The sequence below is a fragment of the Catellatospora sp. NPDC049111 genome, assembly GCF_040648615.1.
Taxonomy (GTDB): domain Bacteria; phylum Actinomycetota; class Actinomycetes; order Mycobacteriales; family Micromonosporaceae; genus Catellatospora; species Catellatospora aurea.
Window position 1 is genome coordinate 60,768 of the sequence record NZ_JBEZEB010000006.1, and the last position, 22,493, is coordinate 83,260.

The following is a 22,493-nucleotide window of genomic DNA, read 5'->3' on the forward strand; positions in this document are numbered from 1 at the left end:
GTGGTGCGGTGGTGCGCCGGCGCCGTCAGCGGGTGGTGACGGCCCCGAGGTGCAGCCAGCCGGTGTGGATGTCCTGGCTGGTGTTGGCGAACCGCAACGGGATGCCGTTGGGCAGCGGGTTGGCCACGCGCAGCACGATGTCGTAGCTGCCGGGGCGCAGGCCGCGGGTGTCGATGCGGCTGGTCAGCTCGGCGGGGTCCTGGCCGGGCTGGATGCCGGCCACGGTCCAGCCGGTCTTCCAGCGCTTCACGATCCGGCCCTGGCCGTCGACGGCGGCCAGCTCGGCGCGCCAGTCGTAGTAGAAGGGCGCGGTGCCGCGGTTGGCCACGCGCACCGACACCCGGTCGCGGGACAGCGCCGCCTCGGTGACGGTCAGTTCGTAGCCCAGCGACTTGGCGGCGGCCAGGGCGCGGAAGTACTCGTCGCCGGTGTAGCCGTCGGGGGCGAACGCCGCGTGGTTGATCATCCAGCTGATGTGGGTCTGGTCGACGGAGGCGGTGAAGTCCTCGTACTGCCCGCAGCTGACCGGCTGCTCGAACAGGCAGGACTGGATCTCGGGGCGTAGCTCGCCGCCGATCGGCTCGCGCTGCCACTTGTCGGTGACGCCCTCGTCGATGAGGCGCTGCACGAAGTGCCACGACTGCACGGGCAGCGTCTCGAACGCGAACGAGTCGTCGTGGTAGCCGATCCCGAGTTCCTTGTTCTGCGCGCTCGGGTAGCGGGCCAGCAACCGGGTCTCGTCGAACGAGGTCTCGAAGGCATTCAGGATGCCGGTGAGGATCTCGGTGGACGGCATCCAGTTCTCGGGCTTGGTCCAGCCGTCGTAGGGCCAGGTGTGCCACTCGCCCCAGAAGCCGATGAGGCCGAGGGTGAGGAAGCCGATGCGCGGGTCGCCGTCGTACTTGCGCCCCAGCGCGGTGATGAAGTTCTGCAGGGCGCTGACCAGGCGCGGGTCACTGTAGTCGGGGGCGACGCTGACGCCGTTGTTGCCGAAGTCGTCGTAGGCGTGGGTGGCCAGGCCCTGGTCCAGCAGATACTGCGGGATGCCGGTGGGCTTGCCCGGGTAGTCGAGGTAGAACCGGAACACGGCCTGGTGGCCGCGCGCGGCGATGGCGTTGAGCTGCCGTTCGACGGCGTCCCAGCGGAACTGGTTCGGGCCGGTCATGACGTCGCGGACCGGCAGGTAGAACCATTCCATGCTGTACGGGAACGTCTGGTAGCTGCCCGCGTACGGCAGGAAGCCCTTGAGCGGGTTGTCGGCGGGCGGGGAGGCGTAGGCCAGCGGCGTCCACGCCGGTGTGGTGGGCGCGGGCCGGGCCGCGGCGGGGGTGCCCGCGGCGAGGGTGAGGGCCGCCAGCAGGGCGACCGTGAGGCGGACTGTTCTTCTCATGTGGGATTCCTCGGTCGGGGGTGGGCCGGCCAGGCCCCCGTCGCCTGGCCGGAGCGTGCGGGGCGGGGTCAGCCGACGGTGATGCGGTCGATGTCGGGAGCCCAGCCGGAGGGGTTGGCGAAGGTGATCGTGTTGTTGCCCGCGGCCAGGTTGAGGGTGACCGTGGTGGTGCCGACGGTGTCCCAGTTCGCGGTGGGCGCGAAGTTCACCGTCTGGCCGTTGACCGTGGCGGAGCGCGCCACAGCCGACAGGTAGTGGATCGTCACGGTGCGGGTGCCGCCGGTGCCACCGGCGACGTTGTTGAACGACAGGGTCGCGCCGCTGCCGACGTAGCCGACCTTCGAACCGCCCGAACAGGCCGCGCAGGATGCCACGGCCGCCGTGCCGGTCCGGGTGTTGCCGGAGGACTCGGCCTCATAGCTGACCGGTGACGTGCCGCCCGCATTGGTCGTCACGGTCAGCGGGCTGGAGGCGGCCGAGTAGTTCCCGGCGGCGTCATAGGCCTTGACCGTGTACGTGTAGGCGGTCGACGCGGCCAACCCGGTGTCGGTGAAACCGGTGCTCGTCGACGTCCCGACCGGGCTGCCGCCGCGCAGGATCTGGTAGCCGGTCACGCCGACGTTGTCGGTGGAGCCGCTCCACGACAGCGTGACCGAGCTGGCGGTCTTGCTCGGCGAGGCCAGGCCGGTGGGGATGCTCGGCGCGGTGGTGTCGCCGCCGCCACCTGCCGTGGACACGGTGATGCGGTCGATGTCGGGAGCCCAGCCGGACGGGTTGGCGACGGTGATCGTGTTGTTGCCCGCGGCGAGGTTGAGCGTGACGGTGGTGGAGCCGACGGTGGTCCAGCTGCCGGTAGAGGCGAAGTTGACGGTCTGCCCGTTGACCACGGCGGTGCGCGCCTCGGCCGTCAGGTAGTGGATCGTCACCGTACGCGAGCCGCCGGTGCCTCCGGCGACGTTGGTGAACGCCAGCGATGCCCCGTTGCCGAGGTAGCCGACCTTCGACCCGCCCGAGCATGTGGAGCACGCCGCCACCAGGGCGCCGCCGGTCAGCGTGTTACCCGAGGCCTCCGCCTCGTAGCCGGTGGGCATGCCACCGCCAGACGTGGTGGACACGGTGACCGTGCTGCTGGCCGCGGACCGGTTTCCGGCCGCGTCCCGGGCCTTGACGGTGTAGCTGTAGCTCGTCGACGCGGTCAGGCCGGTGTCGGTGAACGAGGTCCCGGCCGGGCTGCCGACCAGCGTCGCGCCGCGGAACACCTCGTAGCCGGTCACCCCGACGTTGTCGGTCGAGGCGGACCAGGACAGCGAGACCGACGACGACGTCTGGCCGGTGGAGGTGAAGCCCGTGGGGACCGAGGGTGCGGTGGTGTCGCTGCCGCCGCCGGTGCCGACGGTCACCGCGCCCAGGCCGAGCCAGCCGTCCGCGTTCTGGGTGGTGTTGGCGAACCGCAGCTTCTTGGCGTCGGCGTCGACGGCCTCGAGGGGGTTCTTCACCCGCAGCACCCACTGGTAACCGCCCTGCGGCACCGCGGAGAGGTTGACGCTGGTCTGGAAGTACTGCGGGTAGCCGAAGCTGCGGTACGTGGGATCGGCTCCCACGTTCCAGTCGGGGAACGCCCGGATGGACAGCGGCTGGACGGTACGCAGGTCCCAGGGGGTGTCCCAGGTCTGCACGACGGCGCCCGAGCTGTTCTTGAGCCCGAGGGTCATGGTCCAGGGGTAGTAGAACGGGGCGACGCCGGTGTTGCTGATCTGCACGCCGACGTTCGTCGTGCCGGAGGCGGTGTCCTTGAAGTAGGAGTTGCCGACGGTGAGGTTGTAGCCCATCGCCCGCACCGCGGCCGAGACGTTCGCGTCGGTGGGCGAGTACGCGGCGCTCCCCTCGTTGATCATCCAGGTGGCGTGGGCGAGCTCGATGCACGCCTTGAGGTTGTCGACGGTGCCGGACCCGTTCGGCCAGGACTGGAACGCGAACGTCTGGATCTCGGGGCGCAGCTCACCGCCGATCGAGCTGGTGATCCATTTGTTCTCGGTGCCGGTGGCGATGTTGCGCTGCAGGTGGGCGTAGGACGCGCCGCCCATCGACTGGGGCAGGGTCACACCCTGCAGCGGCGAGCCCTCGCGGAAGCAGAACGAGTCGTCGTGGTAGCCGATGTCGCGGGAGTTGGCCGCGCCGCCGGCCGCGTCGGCGTACCGGATCTCGACCTTGGTGGTGTTGAACGCGGTGTCGAAGGCGGCGACGAGCTGCGCCCCGTTGGCGTCGGTGGGCATGTAGTTGGGCAGCCCGTCGCCGGTGTCGGTGTCGTAGGGCCAGGTGTGCCACTCCCCCCACAGCCCGACCAGGCCCAGGTGGATGAACCCGAGCCGGGGGTCGCCGTCGTAGCGGGCCCCGAACGCGGCGATGAAGTTCTTCAGCGCGTTGATCAGGAACGGGCTGTCGTAGTCGGGGTGCGTGACGTTCCAGGTGGCGTCGGCGCGGGTGGCGACGTTGCCGTTGAAGCACGGCGGGATGGCGTTGGCCGGGTGGCTGCCGGTGCCGCCGGGGTAGGTCATGTAGATGCGGATGGCGGCCTGGTTGCCGTAGCCGGCGGTCTCGGCCAGCATGCTGTCGATGATCGACCAGTTGTAGCTGCCGCAGTTCGAGGCGCTGGTCATGATCTCGGACAGGCCGAAGTAGCCCCAGGTCAGCGCATGCGGGAAGCCGTTGTTCTGGTCACCGCCGGGCGAGTAGAACCTGGCCCAGCCTTTGAGCGGGTTGTCCACCGGCCCGGGGGCCGCGCTCAGGGCGTGGACCTGCAGGGACGGGTCGGGGCTGGCGGGCGCCGCGGGGCGGGGCGGCGGGCCGGCGGGAGCGGCTGACGCGCCGGACGGGGCGGCGAGCGTCAGGGCCGCGGTGAGGGCGGCGGTGATGAGGGCGGCCAGGACGGTACGGCCGCGTGAACGTGATTTCACGGTGATCTCCGGTGGGAGTCGGGCTGTTCTCCGGGCGGTGCGGGGTGCCTGTGCCACGCGGGCACACCACTGAGCCGACGCGCAGGGTCCACATAGGCCCTGGTCGGAGCGTTGGCACAGCGGTTCTGAGCTGGTCGTCCTCCTCGTCGTTACCGAAGTAATACGAAGAGGTGTTGACAAAATTTCGAAGGTCTACATCATTATTCGAGAGCGGGGCGGCTGGCAAGAGCCGACCGATAGACGGATCCGAGGACGTTGATGAGCTCGACAAAACCGCGAGACGACCGGCGGGCGGCGTGGCTGTTCCTGCTGCCGGTGCTGGTCGGATTCGCCGTCTTCTACGGCTACCCGGCCGCCCGGGGCGTGTGGTACTCGGTCACCGACTACAACATGCTCAACACGGCGACGTACGTCGGCGCGGAGAACTACACCAAGCTGCTGCAAGACGAGCAGTTCTGGAACGCCCTGCGGGTCACCGCCTGGTACGTGGTGCTCAACATCGGCTCGCAGACCCTGCTGGCGCTGGGCATCGCGTCGCTGATGCACCGGCTGACCCGCTCGGTCGTGCTGCGGGCGACGCTGCTGCTGCCGTGGCTGGTCCCCAACGTCACCATCGGCCTGCTCTGGATGTGGCTGCTGGACACCAATCTCGGCTTCGTCAACCAGCTGCTGCACACCGTGGGCCTCGGCCCGGTCGGCTTCTTCACCGACGAGACCTGGGCGATGCCGACCGTGGCCGGCATCAACACCTGGGCCTACACCGGCTACACGGCGCTGCTGCTCTACGCCGGGATGCTGCAGATCCCGCAGTACCTCTACGAGGGCGCGTCGATCGACGGCGCCGGGGAGTGGCGCATGTTCCGGCGGATCACGCTGCCGCTGCTGCGGCCGGTGCTCGCGCTGGTGCTGGTCGTGTCGCTGATCGGCTCGTTCCAGATCTTCGACACCATCGCGGTCACCACCAAGGGCGGCCCGGTCTCGGCCACGCAGGTCATCTACTACTTCATCTACCTGCAGGCGTTCAAGTACTTCCACATGGGCTACGCCGCCGCGGCGGCGGTCTTCCTGGCCCTGATCCTCGGCGTGCTCACCGCGATACAGATGCGCCTGCTGCGCGCCTCGCGCTCGGACCTGGCGTGAAGGGGACGACAGCCATGACACCGAAATCCTTCAACCTCGGACGCGCCCTGGCCTGGGTGGCGATGGCCGTGGTCATCGTGGTGACCGTCTTCCCGTTCTGGTGGATGATCCGCACGGCGCTCACCCCGGCCGCCGACATCTACACCGACAACGCGAGCCTGCTGCCCGAGCACCCGACACTGATCAACTTCCTGCGGGTGCTCGGCCTGACCACCGAGGCCGAAGCCCGCGCGGCGGGCGGCTCCGGCGCGCACCTCGACTTCGCCGGCTACCTATGGAACTCGATCGTCTACTGCGGACTGATCGCCGCCGTGCAGACCCTGTTCTGCGCGATGGCCGGGTACGCGTTCGCCCGGCTGCGCTTCCCCGGCCGCGACCTGGTGTTCGCGATCGTGATCGCGGCGCTGATGGTGCCGCCGATCTTCACGCTGCTGCCCAACTTCATCCTGGTCAAGGACCTCGGCTGGATGAACACCATGGCCGGCATGGTCGCCCCGACGATCCTGATGACGCCGTTCGCGGTGTTCTTCCTGCGCCAGTTCTTCCTGTCGCTGCCCCGCGACGTGGAGGAGGCGGCGATCCTCGACGGCAACGGCCCGTGGGGCATCTTCTGGCGCATCGCGCTGCCGATGAGCCGCGGCCCGCTCATCACGATCGGTCTCACCACGACCGTGTGGGCGTGGAAGGACTACCTGTGGCCGCTGCTGGTCGGCCGTGACGAGGAGAACCGCCTGGTCACCGTCGCGCTCGGGGTGTTCCTCCAGCAGTCGCCCAACACCCAACCCGACTGGACCGGCCTGATGGCCGCCTCGACGCTGTCGGTCCTGCCCGTGCTGCTCCTGCTCGTCTTCGTGGGCAAGCGGCTGGTCCAGTCCCTGAACTTCACCGGAAGCAAGTGACACACCCACCCCCGAGAAAGAAGGAAATGATGATCCGCACATCACGGGTCGGGGCGGCGCTGCTGACCCTGGCTGTGGCCGCCGGCCTGGCCGCCTGCGGCAGCACCGAGGAGGAGCCCGGCGCGGCCGTGACCCTCGACTACTGGCTGTGGGACGACAACCAGAAGGCGTCCTACCAGCAGTGCGCCGACGAGTTCACGAAGGCCAACCCGAACATCACCATCAAGATCAGCCAGGCGGCCTGGAACGAGTACTGGCAGAACCTGACCACGCAGATCGCCGCGGGTGACGCGCCGGACGTGTGGACCAACCAGGGCTCGTACTACCCGCAGTTCGTCAGCTCCGGGCAGATCCTCGACATCCAGCCCTATGTCACCGCCGACAAGGTGGACCTGTCGCAGTACCAGGGCGGCCTGGCCGACCTGTTCACCAAGGGCGACCAGCGCTTCGGCCTGCCGAAGGACTGGGACACCATGGCCCTGGTCTACAACACCGAGCACCTCAAGGCCCAGGGCATCGACGCCGCGTCACTGGCGAACCTGACCTGGAACCCGACCGACGGCGGCACCTTCGAGCAGCTCATCGCGAAGGCCACGGTCGACGAGAAGGGCCGCAACGGCCTGGACCCGGCGTTCGACAAGACCAAGGTCAAGGTGTTCGGCTACCTGCCGGAGTGGGCCGACGGCTCGCAGGGCCAGAACGGCTGGGGCAACCTGGCCGCCAGCAACGGGTTCACCTACCTGGACAAGAACCCGTGGGGCACCCAGTACAAGTACGACGACCCCAAGCTGGCCCAGACCATCGACTGGTTCAAGTCGCTGAGCGCCAAGGGTTACGCCCCCGCGCTGGACAAGGCGTCCACGCTGAGCCGTGACTCCCTGCTCAACGCGGGCAAGGGCGCGATCACCTTCGCGGGCTCCTGGATGATCAACAGCTACCTGGGTGAGGGCGCGAAGCTGAAGTTCGCGTTCGCTCCGCTGCCGGCCGGCCCGCAGGGCCGCAAGACGGCGATCAACGGTCTGTCGGACGCGATCTGGGCCGGCACCAAGCACAAGGACGAGGCCTGGAAGTGGGTCAAGTTCCTGGGCTCGGCCGAGTGCCAGAACATCGTGGGCGGCAACGGCGTGGTCTTCCCCGCCATCAAGACCGCCAGCGAGAAGGCCCTGGCCGCGCACACCGCCAAGGGCCGCGACGTGAAGGTGTTCGTCGACGAGGCCGCCGCGCCCGGTGGCACGTTCTTCGTGCCGATCACCGAGCACGGCAACGAGGTCAGCCAGCTCGTGCAGGACGCCATCCAGTCGGCGATCCTCGGCCAGAGCGACTCGGCCACCGCCCTGAAGAAGGCCAACGACCAGGTCAACGCCCTGTTCAAGTAGGCCCCGCACGAACCGGTGCGGCGGGACGCGCTGATGCGTCCCGCCGCACCCCCACACCAGCGACTCATTGCATCTCACCCGCCAAGGAGAACCATGGCACTGCTCATCGAGCTGGCCGGCCACACTTTCGCCCTCGAACACGACGGCCCCGGCAGCCCGCAAGCAGCCGACGGGGGCCTGGTCCTGCCACCGGGACGGGTCGCGTTGCTGCACGGACTGGGCGATGCCCTGTTCTACCGGCACGGGCACAACTCATGGAGCCCCTGCGGCTGGCGGCGGCTGAGCGAGGCTCCGCTGCGCATCGCCAACCCGCAGCGGCGGCTCACCGCCGACGACACCGTCTGGGACGACCCGGCCCGCCACCACTCCTCCGCGGTGGCCGCGCTGGACGCCGGTGACGGCAACGTCCTGCTGCTGGGCGCGCTCGGCCTGGGCGTGCCGCGGCTGGCCGCCGACCGGGACACCATCTCCGGCTGGTACGAGACCGGCGCCCACCCCTGGTTCGCCGCGTACGGCCCCGAAGACGAGGTCTTCGCCGCGTACACCCGGCAGTTGGCGCAGCGCCTGGGCAGCAGCGGCCGCCGCGCCGGCAACGTCTGGTGCTCCTGGTACGCCTACTACGAGACCATCACCGAGCAGCAGCTCGCCAAGGACGTCGACGACCTGCGCGGGCTGCCGTTCGACGTGGTGCAGGTCGACGACGGCTGGGAGCGGCTGGTCGGTGACTGGCAGCCCAACCACAAGTTCCCGTCCGGCATGAAGGCGCTGGCGGACCGGATCACCGACGCGGGCATGACAGCCGGGCTGTGGCTGGCCCCGTTCATCGCCCTGCCCGGCTCCGAACTGGCCCGCGAGCGGCCCGAGATGCTGCTCCGCGACTCCCGCGGGGAGCTGGTCATCGCCGGCAACAACTGGGGCAGCGGCTACCACGCCCTCGACCTGTCCCGGCCCGCGACCCGCGAGTACCTGACCGAGCTGACCCACCGGGTGGTGCACGAATGGGGCTTCAAGTACCTCAAGCTCGACTTCGTCAACGCCGGGGCCGCGCCGGGCGTACGCGCCGACGGCGGCGAGCGCGAGCAGTCCTACCGCGACGCGCTCGCGCTGATCCGCGAGGTCGCCGGGGACGACGTCTACCTGCTGGGCAGCGGCGCGATGCTGCTGCCGTCGCTGGGCATCCTCGACGGGCTGCGCAGCGGGCCGGACGTCGCACCGATGTGGCAGAACTACGCCAGCGACGACCCGTCGGACGCGATGGCCCGCAACGCTGTGGTCAACACCCTGCACCGGTTGTGGCAGCAGCCGCTGGCCGAGGTCGACCCGGACGTCATCTACTTCCGCAGCCGTCTGAACCTGCTCACCGAGCAGCAGCTGGAGTGGCTGCGGGACCTGGCCGACATCTGCCGGTTCCGGGCCGTGTCCGACCCGCCGAGCTGGCTGTCGGCCACCGAGCTGGACGACATGACCGGTTACCTGGCGGCGCGCCCGGACATCCGGCAGCTCGGCCGGTACGAGTTCGCCGTCGACGGGCGGCGGGTCGACTTCACCCCGGCGGTGACACCCGCGGCGCAGGCCTACCCCATCTCCTGAAGGCGGCTCCGGCCGCGCCGGCCCGGTTGCACTCCCCCGCCAGGGGAGCACGCAGCCGGGCCCGGATCGTCAGCTCACTGTCCGTGGGCTTGCCATCACTTCACGATTTTGTAAAGATCAAAGCGTATTGTGCGGGTCTTCCCGCACGCAAACAAGGGACAGAACGTGACAGAGCTAGCAACGACCGGAACGGATCTGTCGCGGCTGCGCGAGCTCAACTCGTTGAGCATCGTGCGGGCGCTGCGTGACCACCCGCCGTCCACCGTCACCGAGCTGTCCCAGCGCACCGGCCTGTCCCGGCCCGCCGTCGACGTCATCGCCCAAGGGCTGGTCACCGACGGCTGGGCCACCGTGCTCGAACCCGGCGCGAGCAGCGCCGTCGGCCGCCCCGCGCGGCGCTACCAGTTCCGCGCCGGGGCCGGGTACGTGGTGGGCGTCGACGTGGGCGTGCACAAGATCCTGGCGCTGCTGGCCGACCTCGACGGCAACATCGTGCAGTCCGTACGGCAGTCCGTCGCCGCCGAGGCCGCGCCCGCCGAGCGCCTCGCCGTGCTCGACGCCGTGCTCGACGCCTGCGTGGCCGGGGCCGGCAAGTCCCCGGGCGACATCTGGGCCGTCACCGCCGCGGTCACCGGCGCTGTGGACGCCGCCGGGCGGACCAGCTTCTTCACCCCGCTGCCGGGCTGGAAGAGCGTCGACCTGGCCGGGCACCTCGGCGGGCGCTTCTCCTGCCCGATCGTGGTCGAGAACGACTGCAAGCTCGCGGCCCTGGCCGAGCGGTGGAAAGGCGCGGCGACCGACGCCGACGACATCGTCTACCTGCTCGGCGGCATGCGCAACGGCGCCGGCCTGATCATCGACGGGGTGCTGCGGCGCGGGTACGGCGGCGCGGCCGGTGAGATCGGCGCGCTCAAGCACGTACGCTGGCTCAACGCCCCCTCGCACCTGCAGAACTGCCCCGGCGTGCCCGACACGGTCAGCCCCGACGACGCCGCGGCCTGGGTCTTCAACGCCGCTCGGCAGGGTGACAAGGCGGCCCGTGGCGCGGTCAACCGCTATGTCAAGGACCTCGCCGTCGGCGCGGCCGCGCTCGTGCTCACCCTGGACCCGCAGGTGGTCGTGTTCGGCGGCGGCTTCTCCCGGTCGGCCGATCTCGTGCTCGACCCGCTGCGCCACGAACTCCAGCGGCTGGTCCTGCGCATGCCCGAGGTACGCGCGTCCACCCTGGGCGCGGACTCGGTGGCCCTCGGCGCGCTCAAGCTGTCGCTCAACGAGGTCGACACCCGGCTGTTCAGTGCGGGCCTGTCCGCCCCCGTCGCCCCCCGCCGCCAGTGACGCCCCCGGCCCCCACCGCACCTGGGGCCGCTTGACCCCCGCGCACGAAGGAAGGGCACCTTCACATCGCTATGCGTTGTAGAAGGTGCCCTTCCTTGCCTCAGGCGCGGAGGAAGGCGAGCACGGCCAGGACGCGGCGGTGCTGGTCGCCGACCGGGGGCAGGTCGAGTTTGGTGAAGATGCTGCTGACGTGTTTGTTCACGGCCGCCTCAGTGACGAACAGGCTGCGGGCGATGGCCGCGTTGGCCTGGCCCTGGGCCATCAGCTCCAGGACCTCGCGCTCGCGGGGGCTCAGCCGCTGCAGCGGGTCCTGCCTGCGGCGCAGGAGTTGGCGGACGACCTCGGGGTCGACGACGGTGGCCCCGGCCGCGACCCGCTCGGCGGCCCGCGCGAATTCCGCCACCGCGCCGACGCGGTCCTTGAGCAGGTAACCGACGGCGTGGCCGCCGCCGGTGTCGAGCAGTTTCGCGGCGTAGGACTGCTCGACGTACTGGCTGAGCACGAGCACGGGCAGGGCGGGGTCGGCGTCGCGCAGGGTGACGGCGGCGCGCAGGCCGTCGTCGCTGTGGTCCGGGGGCATGCGCACATCGGTGACGACCAGGTCGGGGCGGTCGGCGGTCACCGCGGCGACCAGCGCCGGGGCGTCGCCGACGGCCGCGGTGACGGTGTGGCCGAAGCGTTCCAGCAGGCTGGTGAGGCCCTCGCGGAGCAGCACGCTGTCCTCGGCGATCACGATCCGGAGTGGCACGGCACCTCCACGTGCAGCAGGGTCGGCCCGCCCGGCGGGCTGGACAGGCGCATCCGTCCGTCGAGGACGGACAGGCGGTCGGCCAGCCCCGCCAGGCCACTGCCCGTGGCGGCGTCGGCCCCGCCCGTTCCGTCGTCGCGGATCTCCAGCACGAGCAGGTCGGTGTGCAGCCGCCCGGTGACCTCTGCCCGCTGCGCGCCGCTGTGCTTGGCGATGTTGGCCAGCGCCTCGGCCACAACGTAGTACGCGGTCACCTCGACCGGGGCGGGCAGCCGGTGCGGCAGCCGGATGTCGACGCCGACCGGGACCTGCGACAGCGTCGCCAGCTCGCCGACGGCGTCGGCGAGTCCGTGGTCGGTGAGCACCTGCGGGTGCACGCCGCGGATCAGCGCCCGCAGCTCCTGCAACGTCAGCGCGACCTGGTCCTGCGCGGCGGCCAGGTGCCGGGCGACGGGCGAACCCGGTTCGGTGTCGAGCCCGGCCAGGCCCAGCTGCACACTCAGCGAGACGAGGCGCTGCTGCGCGCCGTCGTGCAGGTCCCGCTCGATCCGGCGGCGCTCCAGCTCGAACGCGTCCATCAGCCGGGCCCGGGAGGCGCGCACCTCGCGCAACTGCGCGCCGAGCTCGTCGTCGCGCGGGGCGAGCACGGCGCGGGTGAACGCGGCCCTGGCCCCGGCCCAGGCGGTGATGGTGTACGGGGCGGGCAGCAGCAGGACGAACCCGAGGATGGCCAGCCCCCACACGTCGGAGTCGTCGACCGGGGAGAGCATCACGATGACGGGCACGGCGAGCGCGCCGAACAGCACGCCGAGGTCCATCCACCACAGCCCGACCAGCGACAGCGCGGTGAAGCCCAGCTCGCGCCAGGTCGCGGGCTCGCGCAGCCGGGTCGTAAGCCAGGCCCGCGCGCCCGGTGAACCGGGCTGCTGGTGCGGGTCGGGCGCCGGGTCGAGGTCGACCAGCCGCAGCCGCCAGCGTTCGAACCGGGCCACGTAGATGCCCGACAGCAGCAGCGCCAGGATCGCCAGCACACCGACCAGCACGATCAGCAGCACCAGCCCAGCCGCGGCGAGCATGAGCACGACCGCGCCGACCAGCCCACCGACGAGCACCCCGGAGACCAGGTACGCCAGGGACCGCCACGGCCACCAGGAGGTCAGGAACCGCAGCGGCCGCTGAGCCAGGGCCTGCCAGGCGGTACGCGCGTGCACGGCTCGACGGTACCCGCCGGTTGATCTCGTGACGGTAGTGCACGCACTACCTCCGAAGTCCCGTCCACGCCAATGCGCCCGCCACGCCGCACGGGTGGACTGGACGCCATGACGATCACCACATCCCCCGTCGCCGAGGCGGTCGGGCTGACCGGCGCCCGCAAGGTGTACGGGACCGGAGCCCAGGCCGTCACGGCGCTGGACGAGCTGACCCTGGCCTTCCCGTCCGGGACCTTCACCGCCGTCATGGGCCCGTCCGGGTCCGGCAAGTCCACCCTGCTGCAGTGCGCCGCCGGGCTGGACCGGCTGACCTCGGGCACCGTCCGCGTCGGCGGGATCGACCTGGGCGGGCTGAGCGAGCAGCGGCGCACCGTGCTGCGCCGCGAGCGGATCGGCTTCGTGTTCCAGGCGTTCAACCTGGTCGCGTCGCTGACCGCGGCGCAGAACGTAGAGCTGCCGCTGCGCCTGGCGGGCCGCCGTCCGGGCGCGGCGGCGGTGCGGGCCGCGCTCGCGGAGGTGGGCCTGGCCGACCGGGCCGCACACCGGCCGGCGGAGCTGTCCGGCGGCCAGCAGCAGCGTGTCGCCATCGCCCGCGCCCTGATCACCCGCCCGGACGTGGTGTTCGCCGACGAGCCGACCGGAGCGCTGGACACCGCGGCCTCGCGGGAGGTGCTGGGCCTGCTGCGGTCCGCCGTGGACGGGCAGGGGCAGACGGTCGTGATGGTCACCCACGATCCGGTCGCCGCCTCGTACGCCGACGAGGTGGTGTTCCTGCGCGACGGGCGGATCGCCGACCGGCTGGGCGGGGCCGCCCGGGTGCCCGGCCGGGCCGAGCAGATCGCCGGCCTGATGGCACGCCTGGAGCAGCGGTGATCGCGCTCGCTGCGGTACGCGGCCGGGCCGCGTCGCTGGCCGGCGCGTTCGCCGGTCTCACCCTCGGCGTCGCGCTGATCGCGATGACGCTGCTCGTGCATGTCTCGGCGCAGCCGCGCACCCCGCAGCGGCTGGCGGCCGCGCCGGTGCTGGTGCACGGGCCGGTCGCGCCGGACGCGGCCGGAGTCGGCAGCGGCGTACGCCCGTGGGCGGCCACCGACGCCGCCGCGCTGGCCGATCGCTTGGCCGGGCTGGCCGGTGTCGCGGCGGCGGTGCCCGACCGCTCGTTCTACGCGCAGCTCGTCGTCGGCGGCAGGCCGGTCGGCGACGCCGAGGACGCCGGGGCGGGGCACGGCTGGTCCAGTGCCGCGCTGGGCGGATACCCCCTGGTCGCGGGTGCGGCCCCGGATGCCGACGGGCAGGTCGCCGCCGACGTCGCGACCGGGCTCGCGGTCGGCGCGCACACCACGCTGCTGACCGCCGGCGGCCCGGCCGAGGTGACCGTCACGGGTCTGGTCGGCGGGCCGGGCGTGTACACGTCCGATGCCGCGGCGGAGCGGCTGTCGCCCGGCGTGCCGGTGATCGGCTTGCTGCTGCGGGCCGGGGCTGATCCGGAAGCCGTCGCGGCCGCCGCGCGCGACGCCGCACCCGCGGCGATCGTCGCGACCGGTGAGCAGCGGGCCGCGCTCGAGCCGGTGCAGCAGGCCAAGACCCGCTGGCTGGGGACCCAGCTGCTGATCGCGATGGCGAGCCTGGCGGTGTTCGTGACCGTGTTCGTGGTCGCCTCGACGTTCGCGCTCAACGTCGCGCAGCGGCGGCGCGAGCTTGGCCTGCTGCGCACGGTCGGGGCGACCCCGGGCCAGATCCGGCGGTTCGTGCTGGGTGAGGCGCTGCTCGTCGGGGCGGCCGGTGGCGTCGCCGGGGCGCTGCTCGGCACCGCGGCAGCCGGTCCGGCGGGCGTGCTGCCGGTGCGGTGGGGCCTGGCCGATCCGGGGCTGCAGGTCCGGCCGCAGCTCATGCCGGTGCTCGCGGCGGTCGCGGTCGGGGTCGGGGTCGCGCTGGTCGGCGCGTACGCGGCCGGGCGGCGCGCCGCGAAGGTGCCGCCGATGGCCGCGCTGCGGGAAGCCTCGGTCGAGGCGCGGGCCATGGGGCCGGGCCGCTGGCTGCTCGGCGGCGGCGCGCTGCTGCTCGGCGGCTTCCTGGCACTGCGCACCGCCACCGCCGAAGCCGACGAGCGGGTCAACTCGGCGCTGTTCGCCGCGATGGCGTTGACCGCCGCCGCCGCGCTGCTCGCCCCGGTGCTGGTGCCGCCGCTGGTCCGGCTGGCCTCCTGGCCGCTGCGCGGCACCCGGGGAGCCGGACCGATGCTGGTGCGGGCCGAGTCGCTGACCGCCGCCCGACGCACCGCCGCCACCGCAGCCCCGGTGATCGCCACGGTCGGGTTCGCGGTGCTGCTGTCCGGCATGGTCTCCACCATGCGGGAGGCGTACCCGGCCGGGCAGGCCGCGAAGCTGGCCGGGATCACCGTCGCGGTGCCCGACGGCACCCCGGGGCTGACCGAAGCCGCCGCCGGCGGCCGGGCGGTCCTACGGAGCCGGGTGTACGCGGACGGCCTGTCCATCGCCGCGTTCGGCACCGCCACCGGCCCGGTCAGCGTCGCGGCCGGCGTCGCCGACGCCCTCGGCGTGCGGGCCGGCGGCACTGTCGACGTGGTCTTCGCCGACGGGACCACCGTGCGGCTGACCATCGAGAAGATCACCCCCGACGGGCAGGTCGACGACGATCTCATCCTGCCGCGGGACCTGGTCCGCCGCCACGACCCGTCCGCGCTGGCCACGTCGGTGGTGGGAGTGGACGCCGCCGCGCTGGCCGGGCTGCCCGGGGTCGAGGTGCTCGACGCGAAGGCGTACGCCGAGCGCGGCAGCAGCGAGGACAGCCGGCTGCTGTGGCTGTTCGCGACGGTGCTGATCGCGCTGTCCGTCGGCTACACGGGCATCGCGGTCGTCAACACGATGGCCATGTCGGCCGAGAGCCGACGGCCGGACCTGGCCGTGCTGCGCCGCGCCGGAGCCACACCGCGGCAGACGCTGCGTTACGCGGCGGCCGAGGCGTTGCTGGTGGTGGCGCTGGGCGCGGGCCTCGGCCTGGCGGTGACCGTCGCGCCGCTGCTGGGCATGGCCGCGGGCCTGGAGCAGGAGGTCGGCGTGCCGGTCGCGCTGCGCCTGCACTGGCCGGTGCTGGTGGCGACCGTGCTGGCGACGGCCGCCGTGGCGGTGGCCGCGTCGTTGACGGCGACCAGGCGGGCGTCCCGGCGGTGACATCGTCCTGAGAACGGCCCGCGTCGACGTCCCGACGCGGGCCGTTCGGCGCACCGGACGGCGACGGGCGGCCGCCCGCTACCGTGTGCGCCATGACCGAGATCCTGCTGGCTGCCATCGTGGTGCTGCTCGTCGTCATCGCGGTGCTGCTCGCCCGGCGGAGCCGCCGCGACTCGACCGACCTGCTCGGATCCGCGATGGCCGCCCGCGAGGCCGAGCACGCCCGCGCAGCCCGGACCGGCTCGGCCGACGCAGTGCCCACCGAAGCCGAAGCCCTCGTCCAGCAGGTGCGGATGCTCATGAACCAGCGCAAGAAGATCGTCGCCGTGAAGCTCTGGCGCGACGCCACCGGGGTCTCGCTCGCCGACGCCGTCAAGGCTGTCGAGCAGATCGCAACCGGAGGCACGCCGTCGCTGCCGAAGGCAGGCGTGCTGCCCACGGTCGGGCTGCCGACCGGCTCGATGCTCGGACCCGAGCTGATGACCAACGCCCGCGACCTCAAGCGCCAGGGTCGGGCGATCGAGGCGATCAAGCTGGTACGGCAGCACACCGGCCTGGGTCTGCGGGAGGCGAAGGACGTCGTCGACGGGCTCTGACCCGTGACGTGTCACCCGGGCAGGAGTTGCTGCCCGCCGTCGATGTCGTACGTCGCACCGGTCAGCGCCGTGTTGGCCATGAGGTGCACGGCGAGCGCGGCCACGTCCGCCGGTCCGACCACTCGCCCGATGGGCAGCGTGGTGCGCAGCTGCTCGCGGCGCCGGTCGAGGTCGTCGCCGAGCAGCTCCGCCGACAGCGGGGTGTCGACGAACCCGGCGGCGATGAGGTTGACCCGGATCGGCGCGAGTTCCAGTGCGAGGTTGGCGGTCATCGCGGGCAGCGCCGCCGTGCCCATCGCGGCGACCGTCAGGCCGGGACGCGGGCGGCGAGCACCGGTGCCGCCCATGAAGATCAGCGTCCCGCCGGGTCGGACCCGGCCCGGGGCCAGCCGTGCCACGTTGATGGGCAGCCACATGTGCTCGTCGAACGAGCGACGTGCCTGCTCCACGTCCATGTCGGCGAGCAGCCCGTAGTAGGGCCGGCCGGCCGTGATCATCACGTGGTCGACCGGTCCGGGCAGGTCATGGAAGAAGCGTTCGAGCGCGGCCGGGTCGGTGGCGTCGAACGCGGCGGTCCGCAGCGCGCCCAGGTCGGCGGCGGCCCGCGCGAGGCGGTCGGCGTCACGGCCGGTGAGGATGACCTCGGCACCCTCGTTGCGGGCCAGCCGGGCGGTTTCCAGGCCGATGCCGGCGCTGCCGCCGATCACGACGACCGTGGCCCCGGACAGGACGAGCTCGCGCGGGTCGGTGGATGTGACGGCCACGACTCCTCCTCGACCGGTACCCGACAGTGATCAGGCTCTCCCCGGAGCGTAGCCGCAGACCGGCTCCGACCGGCGCTGGCCTGCGGTTTCCGGGAATCTGGAGCCGCGTGCCGGGAATCGCGGCGGGTGTGGGAGAGTTGTAGTCATTCAGTCGTGATTTTGCGTGTTCAGTAGTTGATCTTTTGACACCCGCGAATCAGGTCACGCGGGTGGTTTCGTCTTCCTCTTGGGGCGGATGTTGCCGCCGGGACAACGGCTGGGTGCCGCAGAGTGCGGCCCCATTCCTGAGGAGGAACGACATGGCACAGGGCACCGTGAAGTGGTTCAACGCCGACAAGGGCTTCGGCTTCATCTCCGTGGACGGCGGCGGCGCTGACGTCTTCGTCCACTTCTCCGAGATCCAGTCGAACGGCTTCCGCAGCCTCGAGGAGAACCAGAAGGTCGAGTTCGACATCGTGCAGGGCCAGAAGGGCCCCCAGGCGGCGGGCGTTCGCGTCCTCTGAGCAAACCTGATCACGGCCGGGAACCCATCGGGCTCCCGGCCGTGTCGTTTACCGGCCTGCTCGAACCTCACCACCGGATCTCAGACAGGAGTCGCATGGGCGCGACCACACCGACCGCAGTCGTCGATCACCTCGATGTCCCCCGTACCGCGCAGGGACCGAAGCCGATGCTCGCCCCACCGCAGAGCAGAGCAGGCGCGATCGCGATCTGGATCTTCGTGGTCACCCCCTTCCTCGCCCTGTTCGCCGCCGTGCCGATCGCGTGGGGCTGGGGCCTGTCCGGCGTCGACCTGACCCTCGCGATCACCACCTACCTGGTCAGCGGCTTCGGCATCGCGGCCGGGTACCACCGGCACCTGACCCACGGGTCGTTCAAGGCACGGCGCGGGCTGCGCGTCGCCCTGGCCGTGGCCGGATCGCTCGCTGTCGAAGGCTCGCCGACCCAGTGGGTCGCCAACCACCGCCGGCACCACGCCTTCTCCGACCGGGAGGGCGACCCGCACTCCCCCTGGCGCTACGGCACCAGCGTCACCGCGGTGCTCAAGGGCCTGTTCCACGCGCACATCGGCTGGATGTTCCGGCGCGAGGTGAGCAACCGGGCCCGGTTCGCCCCCGACCTGGTCGCCGACCGCGACATCCAGGTGGTCGACCGCCTGTTCGGCCCGCTGGTCGCGGTGTCGCTGCTCTCCCCCGCGCTGATCGGCGGCCTGGTCACCGGCACCTGGGCGGGTGCGTTGAGCGCCTTCTTCTGGGCCGGGCTGGTCCGGATGGCCGTGCTGCACCACGTCACCTGGTCGGTGAACTCCATCTGCCACGTCGTCGGCGACCGCCCCTTCGTCAGCAAGGACCGGGCCACCAACTTCTGGCCGCTGGCGCTGCTCTCCTTCGGCGAGAGCTGGCACAACTCCCACCATGCCGATCCGACCGGAGCCCGGCACGGCGTGCTGCGCGGCCAGCTCGACCCGGCCGCCCGGCTCATCTGGATCTTCGAGAAGCTCGGGCTCGCCCGGGACGTGCGCTGGCCGGTGCCTGAGCGACTCGACGCCAAGCGCGCACGATAGCGCCGTTCGCCGTCCGACAATGGGCGTATGCCGACAAGACGCGCCGACCCGGCGGCAAACCTGCGGATGCGCCGCGTGTACGACCCGCCCTCGCCCGAGGACGGCCTGCGCGTGCTCGTGGACCGGCTGTGGCCGCGCGGTCTGGCCAAGGAACGCGCCGAGATCGCGCGGTGGCCCAAGGACCTCACCCCGTCGAACGAGCTGCGCCGCTGGTATCACGAGGCTCCCGACGAGCGCCAGGCCGAGTTCGTGACCCGATACGATGCCGAACTCGACGACCCGGCCGCGCGGCAGGCACTGGCCGAGCTGCGCCGGGCGCTGCACGACGGCCCGGTGACGCTGCTGACCGCGGTGAAGGAGTTCCCGGGCAGCCACGTCGACGTGCTCGCCAAGCGCCTGACGGCCAAGGGGTGACGCGGCGCGCAATCCGTGCCGCGTCACCGCGGTGGAATCACCCACCCACGCCGGAGGCGAGGGCGTCGCGGAGATTGCCCAGGGCGTCGGCGGGGAGCAGGTAGCCGGAGCGGACGTTGCCGAGGTCGGCGTGCACGACCTTCGCGACGTAGCCGCCGCGGGTGCGGTACAGCCCGTCGAGGGTGGCCTGGTCGAACGGCTGGTGGCTGCCGAACAGGAAGCAGAACGACTGCCCGGCGTTGTCCCCGGTGTTGCGCGCCGTCGGCACCGTCACCTGGGAGTACCTGATGCCGCCGAGGGCCAGCCCCAGTTCGTCACGGGCCTTGGTGCCGTCGGCGTTGAACAGCAGCGGCGGGGCGGTCGGCGGCGCGGCACCCGTGCGCACCCAGCGCACCAGGTGGTCGTAGGCCGCCGCGGTGGCGTGGTCGACCGGGACCCGGCTGAACGGCGGCTGGGCGCAGTCGTAGACCGGGGCCGCTCCCAGGTCGCGGACCGAGATCGGGGCCCGGTACTGCTGGCCGCGCCAGCCGGAGTGGGCGCCGCCGGCGACCTCCCAGCGGCGGAACTGACCGGTGTCGGGCGACGGCCGGATCGGGGTGCGCACGTCGGTCTCCGACAGCACCTGGAACACCGGCTCCGGGCCGACCCGGGTCGGCGCGCTGCCGACGATGAAGGCATACCCGTCGAACACCGGCTCGACCTTCGGCAGGATGCTCTGGTAGTACACCGTCATCCGCGCGGCGGACTGCGAAGCGCCGATCGCGAGGACGGTGCGGACGTCGAGCCGCCCCAGCGGCGAGCCGCCCGCGCCGACCGCCTTCGCGGCCTGGGCGAAGATGTCGTAGGACAGCTCGTCGGCGACGTACTGTCCGCCGCCGGTGACGTCGAGGCCGCCGTACCGTGCGGGGCTCCAGCCGCGCAGCTGGTCGACGCCGACCCGCTGGGCGGACACGCCGATCCAGGCGTACCCGGCGCGTATCATGGCCGCGCCGTTCCACAGCGCGTCCAGGTCGTAGCCGGCGGTCACGTTCTGCCACTCGACCAGCGCCGTGCCGTTGAACCTGCGGTCGGCGGACGGGCGGCGCACCACGATCCGGGTACGGTACGGCACGTCGGTGGCCACCTGGTTGCCTGACGTGTCCCAGCCGTCGGCGACGCCCGACAGGTAGAACTCCTGCTCGACGTACCCCTTGGCGGCGAGATCGTCGGGAGTGGAGAAGAACGGATAGGTGTCCTCGACGGCCGGCGCGAGCCGGTCACCGGGCACCGTGCCCGGGATCGGCGCGGAGACCACCGGAATCGGGACAGGCGACCGCTCGCCGGCGACCGCGGGCACGGCCGGGACGAGTGTCACGATCACAGCGGCGGCGACGACCGCGCGGTACGTGCGACGATGCTTCATACACCAGCATCCTGGACAGCCGCGCCCGCGCCCGCATCGGCGATGTCACCAGTGTCGATCGCGTTCAGCGCGCTCCGGCCGCCGCCAGCACCTGTCCGATGTGCCAGTCCGCGATGCTCAGCATGAACTCGCGGCCGGGGAAGTCGCCGTCGGCGATGCGCAGGGGGCCCTCGATCAGCGCCAGGGAGTGCGCGAGCCGGTAGAAGTCCAGGCGGGCGGTGTCGAGGCCGGGTTGCCGCAGCGGTGCGTACGCGCTGCCGAACCGCATGCTCGTGAACGCGTGCTCCCATTCGACGTCGAAGAACATGGCGCCTTCGATGTCGATGAGCACAGGCCGGCCCTGCCCGTCGACGAGGATGTGATCGGGTCCGAGTTCGCCGTGGATCAGGCCGTACTCCTCGCGTGGCCGTACGGCGGCGGCACGTTCGCGGATCAGGTCCTCGATCCGGCTCTTCGACGGGCGCATACGCTCGGCACGTTCGGCGGCGACCGCCAGGTGCCGCACGGCCCGGTCGAGGACGACCTGCTCGGGCCTGCGGTCCTGCGGGGCCGTCCCGTTCGCTACGAGCGCGACCTTGCCGAGGTGCGGGCTCCGCTGCCCCGCCATCGCCCGCAGCGCGTCGCCGAGCGCCTGCAGCGCCGCCTCTGCCGCCCGCCGGTCACGTGCGAGGAGCGCCTCCAGCGTGCCGCCGCGGACGTCTTCGACAAGGGCCAGGTCCGCCGAGTGGTGGCTGCCGCTGCGGTCCATCAGGTACAACCTGGGTGTCCGGACCCCGATGGCGTCGATCTGTGCGCGGCTTGCCTCGAACAGGTCCGCACCCGAGGCGTCGGCGAACGGATCGGCGATGTCGTCGCCGCCGTCCGGCCAGTAGTTCTCGTCGTTGCCCCAGACATAGAGGATCATCGACCCGCCGTCGTCGAGGGTGAGCCGGTACACCCCCTTCTTGCTGCCGCCCGTGAGCCGGACCACGTCGACCGGTCGCCGCGCCGCGCCGAACGCCTCGCGCACGAGACCGGCCATCTGATCGTGCTCGACGAACCGCCGTTCCAAGATCGCCTCCTGAGTCCGGGTAGAGGATGCCCGCATGTGCGCACGTCGGCAACCGGGATTCGCGCGGCACCGCGGCGCTGCTCGTAGCGGCCTCGACGGGTCAGGCCGTGGTGGTGCCCGGGTCACCCGTTCGCCGCGAACGCGACCACCAGACCGCGGTGACGGCCACGAGGCCGACGGTGCCCGGCCCGGCACCCCACGCGAAGGCGGCGAACACGGAGTTCGTGAGCAGCCCGTACAGGAATCCGGCCGCGGCCGGAACTCCGATCACCGCCCAGGCGAGCACGCGCGGCCGCAGCGGCAGCACGGCCGCGTCCGCACGTACCGGCGCACGACGCCACCAGGCGACGACCCACCCGGCGACGATCGCGGTCCCGGCGACGTCGCTGACCCGCTGCGCCCATTCCCAGCCCAGCAGCGAGCCCTGCCGAGCCGCCAGCCACGGCACGTATTGCGGTCCCCACATCCAGTCGTGGGTGATGCCGTCCCAGATGAGGTGGGTCGCGGCTCCGATCAGGACCGCGGCGAGCACCCGAAGGACCCGGCCCCACGACGCGCGGTGGTAGGCGAGTCCCCGGGGCGCGTCGCGCGGAACGCGGGCGGCGATCGCGTGCGGCGCGAGGTCGAGCACCACCGGAGCGAACACCGACTGCCACAGGACGAAGGCGACCGTGCCGAGCACCAGGTCCGAGGTGACCAGGCCCCAGGGCGTATGCCCGAAGTGGACGATCTCCGGGAACGGCAGCATCATCGGCAGATCAGGGGTGACGGTGCCGATCACGAGAGCCGAGCCCGGCAGCCCCCAGCGGGCGAGGGCGAGCACGGCAGCCGGATGGCCTGCGGTGAAGGGCATCGCACATCCTAACCT

Annotated in this window: 19 protein-coding genes; 11 read left to right on the forward strand and 8 right to left on the reverse strand. The window is 71.9% G+C overall.

The features are described from left to right. Positions 1–25: 25 nt before the first annotated feature. On the reverse strand, positions 26–1,390 hold the full coding sequence (locus AB0B66_RS11070; RefSeq protein WP_360526494.1) for a DUF4832 domain-containing protein: 1,365 nt from the start codon (positions 1,388–1,390) through the stop codon (positions 26–28). Positions 1,391–1,458: 68 nt separating this feature from the next. Next, positions 1,459–4,344 (reverse strand): fibronectin type III domain-containing protein, encoded by a 2,886-nt coding sequence (locus tag AB0B66_RS11075; protein ID WP_360526497.1) that lies wholly within the window; start codon positions 4,342–4,344, stop codon positions 1,459–1,461. 258 nt (positions 4,345–4,602) lie between these two features. Here AB0B66_RS11075 and AB0B66_RS11080 point away from each other — a divergent pair, with 258 nt between their 5' ends. The 5 genes from AB0B66_RS11080 to AB0B66_RS11100 all read left to right on the forward strand — a co-directional run bounded on the left by AB0B66_RS11080 (position 4,603) and on the right by AB0B66_RS11100 (position 10,684). Next, complete coding sequence (locus AB0B66_RS11080; protein ID WP_360526500.1) at positions 4,603–5,484, forward strand: sugar ABC transporter permease; 882 nt, start codon at positions 4,603–4,605, stop codon at positions 5,482–5,484. A 14-nt stretch (positions 5,485–5,498) separates the two neighbouring features. Beyond that, a complete protein-coding gene (locus AB0B66_RS11085; RefSeq protein WP_360526503.1) occupies positions 5,499–6,383 on the forward strand; it encodes a carbohydrate ABC transporter permease in 885 nt (294 codons plus the stop codon). 29 nt (positions 6,384–6,412) lie between these two features. Then, positions 6,413–7,759, forward strand: a complete 1,347-nt coding sequence (locus AB0B66_RS11090; RefSeq protein ID WP_360526506.1) for a sugar ABC transporter substrate-binding protein — start codon at positions 6,413–6,415, stop codon at positions 7,757–7,759. A gap of 93 nt (positions 7,760–7,852) precedes the next feature. Then, positions 7,853–9,349: a glycoside hydrolase family 36 protein gene (locus AB0B66_RS11095; protein WP_360526509.1), complete on the forward strand. Its 1,497-nt coding sequence runs from the start codon at positions 7,853–7,855 to the stop codon at positions 9,347–9,349. 165 nt (positions 9,350–9,514) lie between these two features. Continuing rightward, positions 9,515–10,684, forward strand: coding sequence for an ROK family transcriptional regulator (locus AB0B66_RS11100; protein ID WP_360526512.1), 1,170 nt, complete (start codon positions 9,515–9,517; stop codon positions 10,682–10,684). 100 nt (positions 10,685–10,784) lie between these two features. On the opposite strand, the gene AB0B66_RS11105 is transcribed toward AB0B66_RS11100, so the two are convergent. Together AB0B66_RS11105 and AB0B66_RS11110 are read right to left on the reverse strand one after the other, a co-directional pair. Next, positions 10,785–11,420, reverse strand: a complete 636-nt coding sequence (locus tag AB0B66_RS11105) for a response regulator transcription factor (protein WP_360527223.1) — start codon at positions 11,418–11,420, stop codon at positions 10,785–10,787. Next, positions 11,414–12,643 (reverse strand): sensor domain-containing protein, encoded by a 1,230-nt coding sequence (locus AB0B66_RS11110; RefSeq protein ID WP_360526515.1) that lies wholly within the window; start codon positions 12,641–12,643, stop codon positions 11,414–11,416. Before AB0B66_RS11110 ends, AB0B66_RS11105 begins: the two co-directional genes overlap by 7 nt. Before the next feature lie 108 nt (positions 12,644–12,751). Between AB0B66_RS11110 and AB0B66_RS11115 the strand changes: the two genes are divergently transcribed. The 3 genes from AB0B66_RS11115 to AB0B66_RS11125 all read left to right on the forward strand — a co-directional run bounded on the left by AB0B66_RS11115 (position 12,752) and on the right by AB0B66_RS11125 (position 16,430). Further along, positions 12,752–13,516 carry an ABC transporter ATP-binding protein gene (locus tag AB0B66_RS11115; RefSeq protein WP_360526518.1) on the forward strand — a complete coding sequence of 255 codons (765 nt, stop codon included), beginning with the start codon at positions 12,752–12,754 and terminating at the stop codon, positions 13,514–13,516. Continuing rightward, on the forward strand, positions 13,513–15,834 hold the full coding sequence (locus AB0B66_RS11120) for an FtsX-like permease family protein (RefSeq protein WP_360526521.1): 2,322 nt from the start codon (positions 13,513–13,515) through the stop codon (positions 15,832–15,834). Before AB0B66_RS11115 ends, AB0B66_RS11120 begins: the two co-directional genes overlap by 4 nt. A gap of 92 nt (positions 15,835–15,926) precedes the next feature. Further along, positions 15,927–16,430, forward strand: a complete 504-nt coding sequence (locus AB0B66_RS11125; RefSeq protein WP_360526524.1) for a ribosomal protein L7/L12 — start codon at positions 15,927–15,929, stop codon at positions 16,428–16,430. 11 nt (positions 16,431–16,441) lie between these two features. Here the strand turns inward: AB0B66_RS11125 and AB0B66_RS11130 are convergent, their stop codons facing one another. Further along, positions 16,442–17,194 carry an SDR family oxidoreductase gene (locus tag AB0B66_RS11130; RefSeq protein ID WP_360526527.1) on the reverse strand — a complete coding sequence of 251 codons (753 nt, stop codon included), beginning with the start codon at positions 17,192–17,194 and terminating at the stop codon, positions 16,442–16,444. Between the two features lie 299 nt (positions 17,195–17,493). On the opposite strand from AB0B66_RS11130, the gene AB0B66_RS11135 reads away from it, so the two are divergent. The 3 genes from AB0B66_RS11135 (at position 17,494) to AB0B66_RS11145 (ending at position 19,172) form a co-directional block, all read left to right on the forward strand. Beyond that, positions 17,494–17,697 carry a cold-shock protein gene (locus AB0B66_RS11135; RefSeq protein ID WP_155368292.1) on the forward strand — a complete coding sequence of 68 codons (204 nt, stop codon included), beginning with the start codon at positions 17,494–17,496 and terminating at the stop codon, positions 17,695–17,697. A 167-nt stretch (positions 17,698–17,864) separates the two neighbouring features. Further along, positions 17,865–18,758 carry an acyl-CoA desaturase gene (locus AB0B66_RS11140; protein ID WP_360527226.1) on the forward strand — a complete coding sequence of 298 codons (894 nt, stop codon included), beginning with the start codon at positions 17,865–17,867 and terminating at the stop codon, positions 18,756–18,758. Between the two features lie 27 nt (positions 18,759–18,785). Next, complete coding sequence (locus AB0B66_RS11145) at positions 18,786–19,172, forward strand: DUF488 family protein (protein WP_360526530.1); 387 nt, start codon at positions 18,786–18,788, stop codon at positions 19,170–19,172. Between the two features lie 37 nt (positions 19,173–19,209). On the opposite strand, the gene AB0B66_RS11150 is transcribed toward AB0B66_RS11145, so the two are convergent. The 3 genes from AB0B66_RS11150 to AB0B66_RS11160 form a co-directional block, all read right to left on the reverse strand. Continuing rightward, positions 19,210–20,574, reverse strand: a complete 1,365-nt coding sequence (locus AB0B66_RS11150; protein WP_360526533.1) for an alpha/beta hydrolase domain-containing protein — start codon at positions 20,572–20,574, stop codon at positions 19,210–19,212. Positions 20,575–20,638: 64 nt separating this feature from the next. Continuing rightward, the gene (locus AB0B66_RS11155) at positions 20,639–21,625 is read right to left on the reverse strand and encodes a phosphotransferase (RefSeq protein ID WP_360526536.1); all 987 of its coding nucleotides are present in this window, start codon (positions 21,623–21,625) and stop codon (positions 20,639–20,641) included. 100 nt (positions 21,626–21,725) lie between these two features. Continuing rightward, complete coding sequence (locus AB0B66_RS11160; protein WP_360526539.1) at positions 21,726–22,478, reverse strand: DUF4184 family protein; 753 nt, start codon at positions 22,476–22,478, stop codon at positions 21,726–21,728. Positions 22,479–22,493: the final 15 nt, after the last annotated feature.